This is a genomic window from Chryseobacterium ginsengisoli (assembly GCF_039542325.1).
In the GTDB taxonomy this organism is placed as follows: domain Bacteria; phylum Bacteroidota; class Bacteroidia; order Flavobacteriales; family Weeksellaceae; genus Chryseobacterium; species Chryseobacterium ginsengisoli.
In genome coordinates, this window is record NZ_BAABHX010000006.1 from 1 (window position 1) to 15,936 (window position 15,936).

The 15,936-nt window shown below is 33.1% G+C and carries 16 protein-coding genes; 6 read left to right on the plus strand and 10 right to left on the minus strand.

Annotated elements, in window-relative coordinates; translation table 11 throughout:
• The 4 genes from ABD940_RS16650 to ABD940_RS16665 all read left to right on the plus strand — a co-directional run.
• On the plus strand, nucleotides 1–974 hold a 974-nt coding region (locus ABD940_RS16650; protein WP_345206518.1), incomplete at its 5' end, for an RHS repeat-associated core domain-containing protein.
• A 4-nt stretch (nucleotides 975–978) separates the two neighbouring features.
• Nucleotides 979–1,341, plus strand: a complete 363-nt coding sequence (locus ABD940_RS16655; protein ID WP_345206521.1) for a hypothetical protein — start codon at nucleotides 979–981, stop codon at nucleotides 1,339–1,341.
• A 222-nt stretch (nucleotides 1,342–1,563) separates the two neighbouring features.
• Entirely contained in the window at nucleotides 1,564–3,381 is a 1,818-nt protein-coding gene (locus ABD940_RS16660; RefSeq protein ID WP_345206524.1) for an RHS repeat-associated core domain-containing protein, read from the plus strand.
• Between the two features lie 103 nt (nucleotides 3,382–3,484).
• Nucleotides 3,485–4,183 (plus strand): IS1 family transposase, encoded by a 699-nt coding sequence (locus ABD940_RS16665; protein ID WP_345206526.1) that lies wholly within the window; start codon nucleotides 3,485–3,487, stop codon nucleotides 4,181–4,183.
• Nucleotides 4,184–4,214: 31 nt separating this feature from the next.
• On the opposite strand, the gene ABD940_RS16670 is transcribed toward ABD940_RS16665, so the two are convergent.
• The 7 genes from ABD940_RS16670 to ABD940_RS16700 all read right to left on the minus strand — a co-directional run bounded on the left by ABD940_RS16670 (nucleotide 4,215) and on the right by ABD940_RS16700 (nucleotide 11,133).
• Complete coding sequence (locus tag ABD940_RS16670) at nucleotides 4,215–5,633, minus strand: L-serine ammonia-lyase (RefSeq protein ID WP_345206529.1); 1,419 nt, start codon at nucleotides 5,631–5,633, stop codon at nucleotides 4,215–4,217.
• 158 nt (nucleotides 5,634–5,791) lie between these two features.
• A complete protein-coding gene (locus ABD940_RS16675; RefSeq protein ID WP_345206531.1) occupies nucleotides 5,792–7,135 on the minus strand; it encodes an ammonium transporter in 1,344 nt (447 codons plus the stop codon).
• Nucleotides 7,136–7,244: 109 nt separating this feature from the next.
• The gene (locus tag ABD940_RS16680) at nucleotides 7,245–7,886 is read right to left on the minus strand and encodes an alpha/beta hydrolase (protein ID WP_345206535.1); all 642 of its coding nucleotides are present in this window, start codon (nucleotides 7,884–7,886) and stop codon (nucleotides 7,245–7,247) included.
• An 86-nt stretch (nucleotides 7,887–7,972) separates the two neighbouring features.
• Nucleotides 7,973–8,608 (minus strand): YceI family protein, encoded by a 636-nt coding sequence (locus ABD940_RS16685; protein WP_345206537.1) that lies wholly within the window; start codon nucleotides 8,606–8,608, stop codon nucleotides 7,973–7,975.
• Nucleotides 8,609–8,686: 78 nt separating this feature from the next.
• The gene (locus tag ABD940_RS16690; protein ID WP_345206540.1) at nucleotides 8,687–9,253 is read right to left on the minus strand and encodes a YceI family protein; all 567 of its coding nucleotides are present in this window, start codon (nucleotides 9,251–9,253) and stop codon (nucleotides 8,687–8,689) included.
• A gap of 151 nt (nucleotides 9,254–9,404) precedes the next feature.
• On the minus strand, nucleotides 9,405–10,454 hold the full coding sequence (locus ABD940_RS16695) for a glucokinase (RefSeq protein WP_345206543.1): 1,050 nt from the start codon (nucleotides 10,452–10,454) through the stop codon (nucleotides 9,405–9,407).
• Between the two features lie 115 nt (nucleotides 10,455–10,569).
• Entirely contained in the window at nucleotides 10,570–11,133 is a 564-nt protein-coding gene (locus ABD940_RS16700; RefSeq protein ID WP_345206545.1) for a hypothetical protein, read from the minus strand.
• 269 nt (nucleotides 11,134–11,402) lie between these two features.
• Here ABD940_RS16700 and ABD940_RS16705 point away from each other — a divergent pair, with 269 nt between their 5' ends.
• Together ABD940_RS16705 and ABD940_RS16710 are read left to right on the plus strand one after the other, a co-directional pair.
• Nucleotides 11,403–12,785 (plus strand): DUF1800 domain-containing protein, encoded by a 1,383-nt coding sequence (locus ABD940_RS16705; RefSeq protein WP_345206548.1) that lies wholly within the window; start codon nucleotides 11,403–11,405, stop codon nucleotides 12,783–12,785.
• Nucleotides 12,786–12,877: 92 nt separating this feature from the next.
• Nucleotides 12,878–14,062 (plus strand): DUF1501 domain-containing protein, encoded by a 1,185-nt coding sequence (locus tag ABD940_RS16710; protein WP_345206551.1) that lies wholly within the window; start codon nucleotides 12,878–12,880, stop codon nucleotides 14,060–14,062.
• 64 nt (nucleotides 14,063–14,126) lie between these two features.
• Here the strand turns inward: ABD940_RS16710 and ABD940_RS16715 are convergent, their stop codons facing one another.
• The 3 genes from ABD940_RS16715 to ABD940_RS16725 form a co-directional block, all read right to left on the minus strand.
• On the minus strand, nucleotides 14,127–14,264 hold the full coding sequence (locus ABD940_RS16715; RefSeq protein WP_345206553.1) for a hypothetical protein: 138 nt from the start codon (nucleotides 14,262–14,264) through the stop codon (nucleotides 14,127–14,129).
• Nucleotides 14,265–14,326: 62 nt separating this feature from the next.
• The gene (locus ABD940_RS16720; protein WP_345206556.1) at nucleotides 14,327–15,346 is read right to left on the minus strand and encodes a helix-turn-helix transcriptional regulator; all 1,020 of its coding nucleotides are present in this window, start codon (nucleotides 15,344–15,346) and stop codon (nucleotides 14,327–14,329) included.
• 197 nt (nucleotides 15,347–15,543) lie between these two features.
• On the minus strand, nucleotides 15,544–15,876 hold the full coding sequence (locus tag ABD940_RS16725) for a HopJ type III effector protein (protein ID WP_345206559.1): 333 nt from the start codon (nucleotides 15,874–15,876) through the stop codon (nucleotides 15,544–15,546).
• Nucleotides 15,877–15,936: the final 60 nt, after the last annotated feature.

Here is a 15,936-nt window from a genome sequence, read left to right on the forward strand (position 1 = left end):
GTTTTGGAAAAACCAGCGCAGGTGCTCTTGAGATTGTTGATGCTAATGATTATTATCCTTTTGGGATGAATCATTTGAAGAGTGGAACTTCTTTCTTTGGGACGAGTTCTTATAAGAATTACAAGTATAATGGTAAGGAGTTGCAGGAGACAGGCATGTATGATTATGGAGCGAGAATGTATATGCCAGATCTAGGACGCTGGGGCGTGGTAGATCCATTGGCGGAAACTTCAAGAAGATGGTCGCCATATACATATGCTTTTAATAATCCGATTAGATTTATAGACCCGGATGGTATGGAAAATAAAGATATTCATCTTCTGGGGAATTTAGCAGATAAAGCACTTGAGCAATTAAATGCAAATAGTAGTCTTGCTATGACTAAGGATTCTAACGGGAAATTAGATACTGCAAAACTAAGTAAAAGTGGCTATAATAAATTGTCTGAAACGGATAAAGTATTGTATGATGGTATTAAAAATAGTCCTAATACTGATTCTAGAATTTATACTGAAAATAATAATGTAACACCAAGTGGAGGTTTAATTCCGGGAGGATCTTTTGGTGGAGCTGATTATGATTCGGTAACCGGAATTAGTACAGGAACACAGTATACAAATCCAGAAGTATTAGGAAGTGCAGAAAGTTTTGCAGGAACTCAAAAAGGAACGGGAATGACTCATGAAGTTGTCGAAAATGTGCTTATCACACAAGAGTCTTTAAAAACAAAAAGTGATGTTTCGATTAGTACTTCTGATAATCCTAATCCTGTTTTTAATAAATTTCATGATGCAACTAGAGCGATGATGCCATATGATAATATAGTTATATCAGCCAGAACAAGAACCGAAGCTACAGGAATGGGATCTAGAAAATATTATGAAGGATTTGCTGGAAAAAGAGATGCTAATGGAAAAGTACAAAAGCTGCCTTTATATAAAGTTTATGCAGACGATAAAAAGCTAAAAAGATAATTTTATGAAAAGTACAGTTTTTTTATTTTTTTTCATTATTTACAGTTGTCAAACAAACAATGCAATTGTTAGTTCAAAACCTACTAATATAACAAGGAAAATAGTCTCTTTTAAAGAAAATAATGAAGTTAACATATTAATAGCAGATAATAATGATATTATAGAAGTATTTAAAGAAAATACTTCTAATAATTGTAAAAAAATTAAATTAGGAAAAAGCTATTCTTTAAAAATAATTCCTGTGAGTGATTTAATACAACATGGCGTTGAATCTCCCAATGAATATATTTTAAACGATTCAACCATAATTAAATATAATCATTATTATACTTTAGAAAAAAATCAAAATATTTGCATAACAAAATAATATAATAGATCGATGTCGTGGACATCCCGCTACGCAAAATCTGTGACTTTGAGTAGATAAAAATAACCCACCGCAATTGCGGTGGGTTTTGTGTTATATAGTGTAGCTGTGTTTTAAACTAAACTTTTTATTGATCAGTATTTTTCAATAGTTAAAAAAATAGGAAACAATCCGAAACAGTCTAAAACCTATCATAAAAGGTTAAATACAGACACCGAGAAAGTGATCACCGAAACTTTTGAATATGATAATCAAAACCGATTATTGGTTCACAAACATAAAGTGGATAATAATACTGAAGAGATTCTGGTACAAAATACCTACAACGATATTCTTCAGCTTTCCAACAAAAAAGTAGGTGGGATTGACACGTCTACTCCTTTACAGAGCATTGATTATTCCTACAACATTCGTGGATGGATGACCAAGATTAATGATCCTGCCAATCTTGGTGGAAAACTGTTCGGGTACAAAATAAAATACAACGAAGTGGAAGGACAGGAAACTCCCAATATGGATTTTACAAACCTAAAAGTAAAACCAAAATACAATGGCAATATCGCAGAAGTAGACTGGAGAACAGGAACTGTGACAGGTGATTACTTAAGAAGATACGGTTATGTATACGACAGTGTCAACAGATTATCGGCAGGATTTTACCAGAAAGACACCAATCCTTCTGCAAAAGAATATTTTGAGAAGATGGATTATGATGTGAATGGAAATATTACCTACCTGAAAAGATCAGGAGCTGCAGAAGGTACTACAGCGACCAATATTGATGATCTTGCGTATATTTATTCAGGAAACAGGCTGACTTCGGTGACAGATTCTTCAACGGATTACAGAGGATATCCCGATACATCAGGAAATAACATTCCTTATGATATCAATGGAAATATGACCTCACAAAAAGATAAAGGTATTCTGTTGATCGATTATAATTTCCTGAATCTTCCCAATTATCTGAAATTCAATTCAGGATTATCGACCCGTACAGGAATGATTAATGAAAATACAAATTACCTTTATCGCGCAGACGGAAGTAAACTTAGAAAAACTTTCAATTATGCCCCTTATAATCCTTTAGGAACTATTACTCAACTTTCTACAAAAGTAACGGAGTATCTTGATGGCTTCCAATATGAAGGATCAGGAAAAAAAGGTACCTCCATTGTAGCGTTAAAATTTGTACCCACTGCAGAAGGGTATTACAATTTTGAAAATAATAAGTATATTTACAACTATACAGACCATTTGGGAAATGTACGTTTAAGTTATTTCAAGAATGGAACGAGCGCAGAAGTTATTGAGGAAAACAATTATTATCCGTTTGGAATGAAGCATGAAGGATATAATCCTACTGCTGGAAATCCTGCGTATACATACAGCTATAACGGAAAAGAATTACAGACTGAATCTGGCATGTATGATTATGGCGCGAGGTTTTATATGAGTGATATCGGAAGATGGGGTGTAGTGGATCCGTTGGCTGAGAAAATGAGACGTTGGAATCCTTACAACTATGCTTATAACAATCCTATTAGGTTTATTGATCCAGATGGAATGTTTGCAATACCACCTGATGATCACTTTAATCAATTCGGACAGTTCTTATATACAGATAATAAAACAACAAATAATATTATCATAGACTTTCAAAATCCTATTACAGGAAAATTAAATACAGCACCGTGGTTATCAACTGAATTAAAGGACTACCGTTTTAATAAAGAAAATATGCAAACATTAATAAATATCGGAAATTATTATGCTGACCAAGCTGGAGTTGATGTTGTTAATTTAAGAAATCAATCAGTTTCTGTCGCTATGTGGAATGATAAAGTTTATTCAGGTGGCAGCCCAGACAGAGATAAAGGAGAATATAAAACATTTAATGGAGGTAATTATTGTTATGATTGTCTAATGAATAGTAATAAAGAAGAAAACGTAATTACTATCCAAGTAAACGAGCATAAAGTTAATTCTAAATTAAATAATAAGGGTCATGTATCAAAGTTAGTGATGAAAAATTTCTAATAATTAACTTATTGAATTTCAACAATAATTAAAAATCTGATAAACAAAACAAGAGTAGGTATTTCCCTACTCTTGTTTATTTTAGCCGAAAAAACATATGCAAATGATTGAATGTCATTCCTTGTGTATCAAAGTTAGTGACACAGGAATTTGTATCTATTGTTATTCAAAAAATATCATTAAAAACGGAACAACAAAAACTAGAAAACAACAATATTTCTGTAAAAACTGCTATAAAAGATTTATAGATTTTTATACTTATAAAGCTTATGAGAAAAATATTAATTCTCAGATTATTCAACTCACAAAAGAAGGATTAGGAATAAGAAGTACTGCAAGAGTATTAAATATTTCAACCACAACATTGCTTAAAAGAATTATCTATATTGCAGGTCTTATTACTCAACCTAAAATCTCATTGTATCAATCTTACGAATTAGATGAAATGAGATTTTACATGACTAATAAATCAAACCAGATGTGGCTGACTTATGCTATTAATAAGGATACTAAAAAAATCGTAAGTTTTCAAATAGGAAAAAGAACCAATAAGACTTTAAATACAATCATCAAAACCCTACTCCATTCAAAAGCAGAAAAAATATTTACAGATAAGCTAAGAAATTATCAATATTTAATTCCAAAAGAAATTCATTCAACAAAAAGATTTGAAACTAATTCCATTGAAAGAAAAAATCTAACCATTAGAACACATCTCAAAAGGTTCAATAGAAGAACAATTTGTTTTACAAAAAATAATACTGTTTTATACTCAATTCTGAAAATCTATTTTTGGGGATAGAATCAATAACTTTTGAAAAAAATATTTAATATTAACATTCCGGAACATTCACAGCAATCGCCAAACCACCTTCCGAAGTTTCTTTAAACCTGTCGCTCATAGAAAGCGCCGTTTCCCACATCGTCTGGATCACCTCATCTAACGTTACTTTTGCTTTTGCAGGATCACTTTCCAATGCAATATTTGCAGCAGTAATCGCTTTTATCGCGCCCATCGTATTTCTTTCGATACAAGGAATCTGTACAAGACCTTTGATAGGATCACAAGTCAATCCCAAATGATGTTCCATCGCGATTTCCGCAGCCATTAGAACCTGACCGACACTTCCACCAAGAATTTCTGTTAAACCTGCTGCTGCCATTGCCGAAGAAACTCCGACTTCAGCCTGGCAACCACCCATTGCCGCAGAAATAGTAGCGTTTTTCTTAAATAAAGTTCCGATTTCTCCTGCCACAAGAATAAATCTTACAATATCATCATCACTTATGAAATCTGTAAAAGCCTGAGAATACATCAAAACTGCCGGAATTACACCACTCGCTCCGTTGGTCGGTGCTGTGATAATTCTTCCGAAACTTGCATTTTCTTCATTTACAGCCAAAGCAAAACATGAGATCCATTTATTGATGTTAGTGAAATTTTCTTCGGCATCAACAACCTGTTGAAACCATTCGTCTTTATTTTTATAAATTTTATCTCCTAATAATTTTCTGTTGATTCCGGCTGCCCTTCGTGTAACATTCAATCCCCCGGGAAGAATTCCTTCTTTATTTACACCTTTATAAATACATTCTTTGATCTGCTGCCAAATGTAAAGCGCTTCCTGCTTGGTTTCTTCCTGAGTTCTCCAGCTTTCTTCATTCATTAAAATTAAATCAGAAATTCTGTCAAGTCCCAATTTTTGACAATATTTTGCAATATCAGAAGCTTTATGACAAGGATATAAAGTACGAATACATTCTTTTTCAATCGATTTTTTCTCCTGACTCATGATAAAACCTCCGCCAACAGAATAAAAATCCTGAACAAGCTCTGTTCCGTCTTCAAAAACAGCTTTGAAAATCATTCCGTTGGGATGATAATCAAGGGATTTTTTCATATTTAAAACCAAATGATAACCGTAAATAAAAGGAATTTCTTTCTCACCACCGAGATTAAGAATCTGATATGTTTTTATCTTTTCTATTTTTTCATCAATTTTTGTAGTATCGATTGTTTTAAAATCTTCACCATTCAAACCAAGCATTCCTGCGATATCCGTTCCGTGTCCGATCCCTGTTTTTGCCAGTGAACCGAAAAATTCAAGGAAAACTTCCTTCACCTCATCTATTGACCTCTCTCTTTTTATGATTCTGATAAATGCAGAAGCTGCATTCCAAGGTCCCATTGTGTGCGAACTGGACGGACCTATTCCTACTTTTATAATCTCAAAAACCGATATTGATTCCATATAGAAAATTCCTCATTTTTTCCTAATCACAAAGATACACGATAAATCGAAATGCAAAAGCCGGAGTTGAAAAATCAGCTCCGGCTTTCTAATTAAAACTATATGAACACTTGTAGATAACCTATTTTTGTATTAATTATCAATTGAGAATTAACTTTTTAACATAAACTTTCTTCATGCTGAGAAATATCAAGTCCCAAATCTTCAGACTCTTCGGAAACCCGTAATGTGATAATTCTATTGGTAATTTTGTATAAGATTAATGACCCGAAAAAAGTAAACACTGAAACCAAAAGCAATGCAATCATATGATGCGCAAATACTTCCAAACCTCCATGAAGAAGACTTGCATTTTCTCCGTGTGCAAAAATTGCCGTTAAAATCATTCCCATAATTCCACCAACGCCGTGACAGGCAAAAACATCTAATGTATCATCAATTTTCTTTAAAGCTTTCCAGTTTACCATTAAATTTGAAACAATTGCAGAAATAAATCCAATGAAAAGACTTTCTGAAACCGAAACGAAACCACATGCAGGTGTAATTGCAACCAAACCGACAACTGCTCCGATACACGCTCCCAAAGCCGAAACTTTTCTGCCGTTTATCCTGTCGAAAAATATCCAAGTCATCATTGCTGATGCAGAAGCTATCGTTGTTGTTCCGAAAGCTGTTGCCGCTGTTGCATTTGCTGCCAAAGCTGAACCTGCATTGAAACCAAACCAGCCAAACCAAAGCATTCCTGTACCCAAAAGAACATAAGAAATATTCGAAGGTTCATGATGCGGCTTTTTCCTGTTTCCTACTACCAAAGCTCCTGCTAATGCAGCAAAACCTGCACTCATGTGAACGACTGTACCGCCTGCAAAATCTTTAACTCCGAAATATTTATTCAAAAGTCCATCCGGATGCCAAACCATATGACAAAGCGGTGTATAAATAAAGAGGCTAAAAAGTACCATAAATAAAAGGTAGGAAATGAAACGTACACGTTCTGCAAATGAACCTGTAATTAAAGCTGGAGTAATCACTGCAAATTTCATTTGAAATAAGGCAAAAAGTATAAAAGGAATCGTAGAAGCCATCGCTTTATGCGGTAACACTCCTACTCTGCTGAAAAAAGGATAACTAAGAGGATTTCCAATGATTCCGTAATGTTTCCCATTAATAGTAAAACCTATAGAATCTCCGAAAGATAGAGAAAAACCAATCACCACCCACAAAATAGAAATCACACCCAAAGCAATAAAACTTTGAAGCATCGTGGAAATTACATTTTTCTTTCCAACCATTCCTCCATAGAAAAAAGATAAACCAGGAGTCATTAATAGAACCAAACCTGCAGCAGCCAAAATCCAGGCAACATCTGCTCCTACAACTTTATCTTCGCTTAAAAATTCTCCGGTATTCGGAAAATCTACAATGGGACTCCAAAATAATCCGCCAACTGCAACTAAAGTTATAATTGAGAACGAAACAACCCATTTTAATCCTACTTTCATAAAAATTTACGTTTTACCCTTTCAAAAGTAAGCATAAATTTTTAGAAATTATAATTATTTTTTAAAACACCCCTTAATTTTTAATATAAATTTAAAATAAAATTAATCTTTAATCAAACACACCCCCTAAAATAGTAGACACTTCTTTAAATTTCATTAAAGGAAATAAATGCGTCCCTCCTTTAATGATATAGTTCGGTCGTGAGTTTTTTATCGGGAAAACAATATCTCTGTCTCCCAAAATCTGGATAACATCAGGATTTTCCTCAAACTTCCAATCTGATATCTTTTCAATAGACCATTTTAAATAATAAGGATCTCTTACTCTGAAGTACTGTAAAACTTTAGGATTTCTTGGGTCAAAGAATTTTCTGACCACAGAATACATATTTGTAGTTCTTTCGTTAAAAAAAGTTATCGGTAATATTTTAGGGATTCTTGTGATCTGTCCGGTTTTTATCAGGCGTGATTTTTCTTTGTCGGATTTGATGCTTCCGAGAATAACAACTTTCTGGGCAGGTTTCAGCTTATTAATTTCCTGAACCATTATTCCACCAAAAGAATATCCCAATAAATAAAATGGCTCAGAAACATCTATTTTTTCAGACATTCGCTTTATATATTGAGAAAAATCTTCATTTTGATCCGGAATTAGCCAATCTATAAAAACAATTTCATGATGTTCCGGAAACTTAATTTTTTCCAACACTTTAAAATCTGCGCCAAGACCGCTTACTACATAAATTTTCATATTACTAAAATAAAAAAATCAAACAAAAAAATGAGCGACTTCAAAAAGAAATCGCTCATTTTAATTTATAAAAAAGATTCAGAATCTTATTTTTTCTTTTTTACGTTAGTTCTGTTTTCATTATCCAAAACTTCCGTTGAAAGTTTGAACTGGATATCCATTTCGTTTTTGATGAAATAATCTTTCAATGAAGACTGGTAGAATACTTTGAAATCTCTTCTGTTTAATGAGAATTTCGCAGATTCAATCACTACTGTAAACTGCGTGATATAAACGTTTGCAGGGAAAGTAATCGTCTTTCTAACCCCTTTGATCGTAATATCTCCGTAAACCGTAGAGTTGAACTCACTGTTTGCTAAAGGAATAATTTTCGTAAGGTGAAATTTCGCAAGAGGGAATTTTTTAACCTCGAAGAAATTTGTGCTCTTAAGATCATTTGTTAGTTTTACCATATCTTCATCCTGGCTTGAAACATCACCCGCCATAAGAGACTTCATATCGATAACGAATTCACCGTCTACCAAAACTGTTTTATCGAAAGTGAATTTTCCACTTTTCAGTTTTACTGTTCCGGAATGTGTTGTAGGAACTGTTTTTACAACCTTGTAACCCCACCATCTGATCTCTGATGACGTTACCTTTACCACTTTATCTCCTTTTTTTTGAGCGAAAACAAATGACATACTTACGCACATCATAGCAAACAATAGTAATCTTTTCATTCTTTTTTATTTACAATTCAACAAAAATAAAAAAAAGTGTAGAACTTCTACACTTTTAACAATCTTTTTTTGATTAAATTATTTTGCTGTCACTTTTACAAGCAAATCCATATCATCTTTCACAAGAACATCCTGCATAGTAGATTTGTAAGCAACATCGAATTTTTGTCTGTCGATTGCGAATTTGTTTGAAACTAAACTAACTGCTCCGTTTGCATAAGTAATTTTTGCAGGGAAAGAAATTGCGTTCGTTTTTCCTTTCACAGTCAGGTTTCCAGTTACTAAAGAAGTATAAACTTTATCGTTGTTTTTCTTTACTCCTGTAATTTTGAAAGTCGCAGTCGGGAATTTTTCAACTTCGAAGAAATCACCGTTTTTAAGGTGTCCGTTCAATTTTTGTTGATATTCACCTGTAAGGTCTGTAGAAGTAATGGTAGTCATATCTAAAACGAAAGAACCTCCAACCAATTGGTTTCCTTTCATCACCATATCACCAGACTTTACTTTCACAGTTCCGTTGTGAGAGCTAGCTTCAGATTTTGCGATTTTGTAACCCCACCACTGAACATCAGAACTTACTACTTTTTTTGATTGTCCGAATGCTAAACCACTAGCTAAAACTGCTAATAAAAATATTTTTTTCATTTGAATAAAAGTTATTTACTTGTTTGTTATTTACTGATGCAAATGTAGTCAACTTGTTTAATAGATTTTGTTGATGTATATCAATAAAAACAATTATTTTCATGAATAATATCATCCAATAAAAAACTCCGAATTTCTTCGGAGTTTATATTTAATCTTGATAATAAGCGGTGTATAACGCTGCGCCAATCAATCCTGTATCTTTATTTTTAATTAAATAAATCGGAATGTTTCTCAGCATTTCTTCCATTTTATCACTGATCTTGTATTTTTCGTAGAATTTATCTTTGTTGATATAATCTGCGATTGCCTGAGGAATATCTCCTGAAATCAGTAGACCTCCTGTTGCTTTTAGCTTTAAAGTTAAGTTATTTGCTTCTCTCGCCAGGAATTCAAGGAAAGTATCCAAAGCAATTTTACATATCAAAACATCTTCTTCTACTGCAGCTTTATATAGTTCTTCAACGAAATTTCCGTTTGCAAAACGATCAGCAAGCCATTCAGGTTCCGGATGTCTTTTTACGTCTCTTAAAAATCTGTAAATATTGAATAGACCTCCTTTAGACAAAACATTTTCCCAGCTTACAATTCCGTAAATATTATTTAAGAATTGATAGAATTCAACCTCAACATTGGTTCTCGGAGAAAATTCTGAGTGACCTCCTTCTGTTGCAAATGGTCTTAAATATTTTCCGTCAAAGAAATATCCGGCTTCACCCAAACCATTTCCCGGAGCTAAAATTGCCACGTTTCCGTTTTCAAGATGTCCGCTTGTGTAGATAGGATCAAGATCTGCATCTTCCAAAAGCCCCATTCCGTAAGCCGAAGCTTCAAGGTCATTCAGCATATCAGCTTTCTCGAATCCGAAATCTCTCGTGTATTCTTCTACATCAAGATTCCATCCCAGTCTCGCAGGATGACTTTTCCCGTTGATCACTGGTCCCGGAACAGCCATTGCAAGTCTTTTCACATTCTCCAGTTGGTTATCCTCTATAAACTTCTTTAAAATATCTGCAAAAGAAGCATACTCTTTAGTTGGATAATTATTTTGGATTTTAATCTCAAGACCTCCGTTACTAGAAACAAAATAGCCTAAAGTTGTAATATCTTCGCGAAGGTTTGCACCAATGATAGATACGTTATCATTGTTCCCGTTTTTTACTCCCGGTAAATAAAGTGGAAATTTTGGATTTAAAATCATAACCTCAAATTTTATCAAATATAATAATAAGTTTCGTAAATTTTCGTTGGAAATAAAAAACCTTCTCAAAAAATAGAAAAGGTTTTGGCTAATAATTGCTTATATTTAAATCTAACTACTTCCCTAATGGAATATTGTAAGAAAATCCTACTCCAACGTTACCCACATTGTAGTCCTGATTCGGCAAATCTCCTTTGCTTCCTACAAATACTTTCTGATATTGTACAAAGAAATTCCAGTCCTTGTTGTGATATCCAATCTCTGGTTTAATATAAAAACCACCGTCTGGTCTATCAAGTGTAGAGTTTGATGCTACTTTATCATCACCTACTAAAAAACCGTATCCTAAGTCTGTTCCGAAATAAAATCCTGTCTGTTTAGGATAAATCCTAATCAAAGCACCTACAGGAACCACTCCTACATCATTGTTATCGTATCCGTTATTACTTTTACCAAAATAATGAGTATATCCTGTTGCAATACCCAATCCGAATCCTGGTGTGATAAGGTTCTGATAAGCCACATCTACACCTACTGCCATCGAAGTATTGTCTGAAGGAACTGCTAAACCAACATTTGCTCCTACCTTAATCATATTATTCATTTGCGCGCTTTGTGCACTCAATGCTCCTGCAGTCAAAATTCCGGCAAATAAAATTGCTTGTTTAAACACTTTCATAACTCTGATTTTTTAAATTTTACTAAGCTGGAAGATGTAAAAATCGTGCCAAGGAAAAGCTTATGTTTAATTTTAACATTGATTAAAATCACAAAACAATGAATATCAATTAATTAAAATTCACTAAATTTAAATGACTGTTTAAATAAATTCGAAGTAAAATAATCTCAAAACGTAGGAACCAACGCCAATTAGTAATATTAACAATTCTTAACCGTTATTAATTTTAACCTTCCATCACTAAAAACATCCAAAAACAAAGTATTAACATGACACCTCTATCACTCATCAACAACAAACATCTTCTCTGGCGTGCAGGATTTGGTGCGGGAATTAACCAGCTTGAAGATCTCCATAAAAAAGATATTAAAACTTTAATTAATGATTTATTTAAAGAAGAAACCTTTCTTTATATTAATTATGACACTCCCGACATTGCAGAAACCTCCGACTACATGAACAGTACAGCTCCGGCTGAAAAGAAAAAGGAAATGCAAAAGATCAACCGCGAACAAAACGAGGAACTGAATCTGAATTTTCTTGATAAAATGGTCAACAGCAAAGAACAGATGAAGGAAAAGATGGCGTTTTTCTGGCACGGACATTTTGCTTCGAGAGTAGTGAATCCAAGATTTAACAGACAAATCTTAAACGTTATCCGAAAGAATGCACTTGGAAATTTCAAAGATCTTCTATTTGAAGTGAGTCAAGCTCCGGCAATGTTGAACTTTTTAAATAATCAACAAAATAAAAAAGATCATCCCAATGAAAATTTTGCCCGTGAAGTGATGGAACTTTTCACAATGGGACGAGGAAATTATACAGAAAAGGATATTCGGGAAGGAGCAAGAGCTTTTACAGGATGGGGTTATGATAAGGAAGGAAATTTTGTAGAACGAGTAAAACAGCATGATGAAGGCACAAAAACTTTTCTTGGAAAAACCGGAAATTTCACTGGAACCGATGCTTTAAATATCATTCTTGAACAAAAAGCCACTTCAAAATTCATTACAACTAAGATTTATAAATTTTTCGTTAATGAAAATGTAGATGAAGCTATTGTTAATAAGCTAAGCGAGAGTTTTTACCAATCCAATTACGATATCAAAAAATTGATGATGGATATTTTTTCAAGTTCATGGTTTTATGATCAAAAAAATATTGGAAACAGAATAAAATCTCCGATTGAATTAATGGCGGGAATGATGAGAACCCTTCCGATGAATATTCAAAATCCTGAAAATCTTATTGTTTATCAAAAATTATTGGGTCAAATGTTGTTGTACCCACCAAATGTTTCTGGGTGGCCAAACGGAAAATCGTGGATCGACAGTTCAACTTTAATGTTGAGGCTTCAAATTCCTCAGATCTGGTCTGGTTTACGCCCACTGGATTATCGTCCCAAAGAAGATGATGATCTCGATATGGGACTGAAAAACAATACGAATACATTAACGAAAAGCTTTAAAAATCCGAATATCACGATTGATTGGGCAAGAATTGAAAAAATATTCAATGGAAAAAATGTTGAAGATTATTTAATTCAAAGTTCAAAATCTTTGGATATGAGCTCCGTGAAAAATTTCTCGGATAATAGCGTGAAAATGAATGTCATTAATCTAATGTCAACACCAGAATATCAATTGATGTAATTTTTAGGTCGCAGGTCGCAGATTTTAGCTTACAGTTAAAATGCAACTATAAAACCTGCAACCTATTATCTTTAACCTAAAACCTAAGCTTTATGTTAATCAAAAGAAGAGAATTCCTAAAAATAAGTTCATTGGCAACCGCATCTTTATTGATGCCGAATTTTTTGAAAGCAATGACATTCGATGAAGCACTCGAACCCAATCAAAAGATATTGGTTGTGCTTCAATTCACAGGCGGAAATGATGGTTTGAATACGATAATTCCAACCCGAAATGATATTTATTTCAAAGAAAGAAATAAAATTGCGATTCAGGATTCTTTGCGATTGAATGATGAAACGGGAATCAATCCTGCTCTTTCCTATTTTAAGGAACTTCACGATAATGGTGAACTTTCAGTTTTAAATAATGTCGGTTATCCGAATCCTGATAAATCACACTTTCGAAGTATGGATATTTGGCATTCTGCGAGTAAAAGTGACGAATATCTGGAAACAGGCTGGCTGGGAAGATTTTTGGATGAAGAATGTTATAAATGCGATCATCCTACACAAGCTTTGGAAGTTGATGATATGCTTAGTTTAGCTTTAAAAGGTGAAAATAATAAAGCATTTGCCTTTAAAGACCCAAAAAGGTTGTATCAAACGAGTCAGGAAAAATATTTTAAATCATTGTACGATCATCATCATGATGACGAAACGGTTTCGTATTTATATCAGACTTTGGGTTCAACCATCAACAATGCTGATTATATTTTTGAAAAAAGTAAAGCCAAAAAGACTGAACAAATCTATCCAAATTCTCAGTTGGGAAAAGACTTTAAAACAGTTTCTTCTTTGATAAAATCTGACATCAACACAAGAGTTTATTATTTATCAATCGGAAGTTTTGATACACACGTCAATCAAAATGAAAGACAGCAAAAATTGTTCGGAGACATTAATGAAGCTGTAAAATCTTTCGTTGCAGACATGAAAAGCAATGGACTTTTTGATAATATTTTATTAATGACTTTTTCGGAATTTGGAAGAAGAGTCGCTCAAAATGCAAGTAACGGAACCGATCATGGAACGGCAAATCAAATGTTTTTTATCAGTGGTGGTTTAAAGAAAAAAGGACTTTTAAACCCACTTCCGGATTTAACGAATCTGAATGAAGGAGATCTGATTTATACCGAAGACTTCAGAAAAGTCTATGCAACTGTTCTGAAAAACTGGCTGAAAGCAGATTCTTCCAAAGTTCTCGGCTGGAAAAACGGGATTTATGATTTTATTTAAAAATAAAAAGAGACTGTTCAATTTTGCAACAGTCTCTTTTCTATAATTTCAAATTCTAACTACTTTAATTTGATGCAGGAAGTTGTTTTGGTTCGGTTTCCTGTTGCTTTTTATCCAGTTTTTCTGATATTTTCTTGACGATAAATTCAACCACCAATGGTGCTACAATCGCTATTACAGCTTTTAATATTCTTGATTTCATAACGTTTATTTTTATAGCCTAATTATTACAATTTTCAAGCCACAAACATTTTATCCGAATTTTTAATCTTCATCATCAATGACAAGATTTTCATAATTTTTATTGGCTGCTGTGAATTTTTCCTGCAATCGGATTCGTAATTTTCTAGGTTTGTGAACAATCAAAGACTCGCCAAATCCTAACAGAAGTCTTTCTAATTCGTAATTCAACTGAACACAGATTTTAAAAATCGTCCCCTCATTCGATTCGCTTATAATTTCCTGACTCTTGTGCAAAGGCTTTGTTTTTACATACGGAGCATTGTGAGAATCTACAAAGAAAATAACATTTCTCGGAGCCATTGTTGGTGAAACTGTCACTCCGACAATATCTTTAAAATATTCGTCTCCATCAAAATTCATATCAATATAATTAATTTTTTCTTCAATCTGAATGCTTTCCATTCTATCTAAAGCCAAATTATAAACATATTGTTTATTAGAACATATCAAAAACCAACGATTATTAAACTCCTTCAGCAATTGAGGATGCACAACATAAGAATCTGATTCTCTGGCTTTAAAGCTTTTATAAGTAATATTTAAAACCTTTTTATTTAAAATTGCATCATACAGAATATCAATATGTTCCAATCCTTTCAACTGTTCATTTTTATCTAAATGAATAATAGATTTTTGACTCGTCGAATGAATAGAATCCTCCAGTTTCTGAATCACCCCGTTCATATCTTTAAACATCGAAAAATCCTTGAATTGTTTTAAAATCTGCACTGCATTATTCATTGCTTTCAGGTCACTTTCGTTTACCGAAATATTATGAATACTATAATCGGGATCGCTGTATCGATAATATTTTCTTTCGTAAACCTCGATCGGAGCTTCATACCCGAATTTTTCACTGCGCATATTTTGCAGATCGAGTTGCACAGTTCGTTTGCTGACAAAAGATTCCTTTCCTTCAAACTCAAACAATGCTTCAGAACATTCGTCGATCAAATCTTCCAAAGTATATTGCCGATATTTGTTTTTAAGACATTTATCTAACGTTTTGTAGCGGATAAGAGCGTTTTTGTTGGATGACATATTTTTATTTTGTGTTTATTATGAATTTTTTGGTAATCGCAAAGGCGCAATTTTATTAAGACATTGCGCGTCTAAGGCGCAAAGATTTTATCTTCGATAAAATTTAGCTGGAAAATTTGCTGAAAATCTATGATTTTCTTGCGCCTTAAAAATAGTTTGAATTAATAAACTTTGCGTCTTTGCGTTTAAAACAATAATTATTTCCTCATTAAAGCTTTCCCTTCAAAAGAAATCCCATCCCAACCGAACTCCATAAAGTTTCTGATATTCTGATGATCAGTTCCTTCAGGATTTTGTAAAACATCTTCTCTATAAAACTCGCCAAAAAGATTCAATGTTTCCTCTTTTGACAAATCATTCAACTTTGCAAAACTGAAAACTTTACACGAACCGTTATTTTGGTCAGCTTCATTTACTGTATTTCCGTTGGTAAATTTTGTCGGAGTAAAATCATAATGTTCATCAATAAATGCAATTACTTCTTTAAACTGAATTTCTTCCGCCGATTTTTCTAATTGTTCGAATAACATTTTATTTAATTTTTTTCAAAAATAATTAAAATAAATTTATCTACGCAAAAACATTGCACA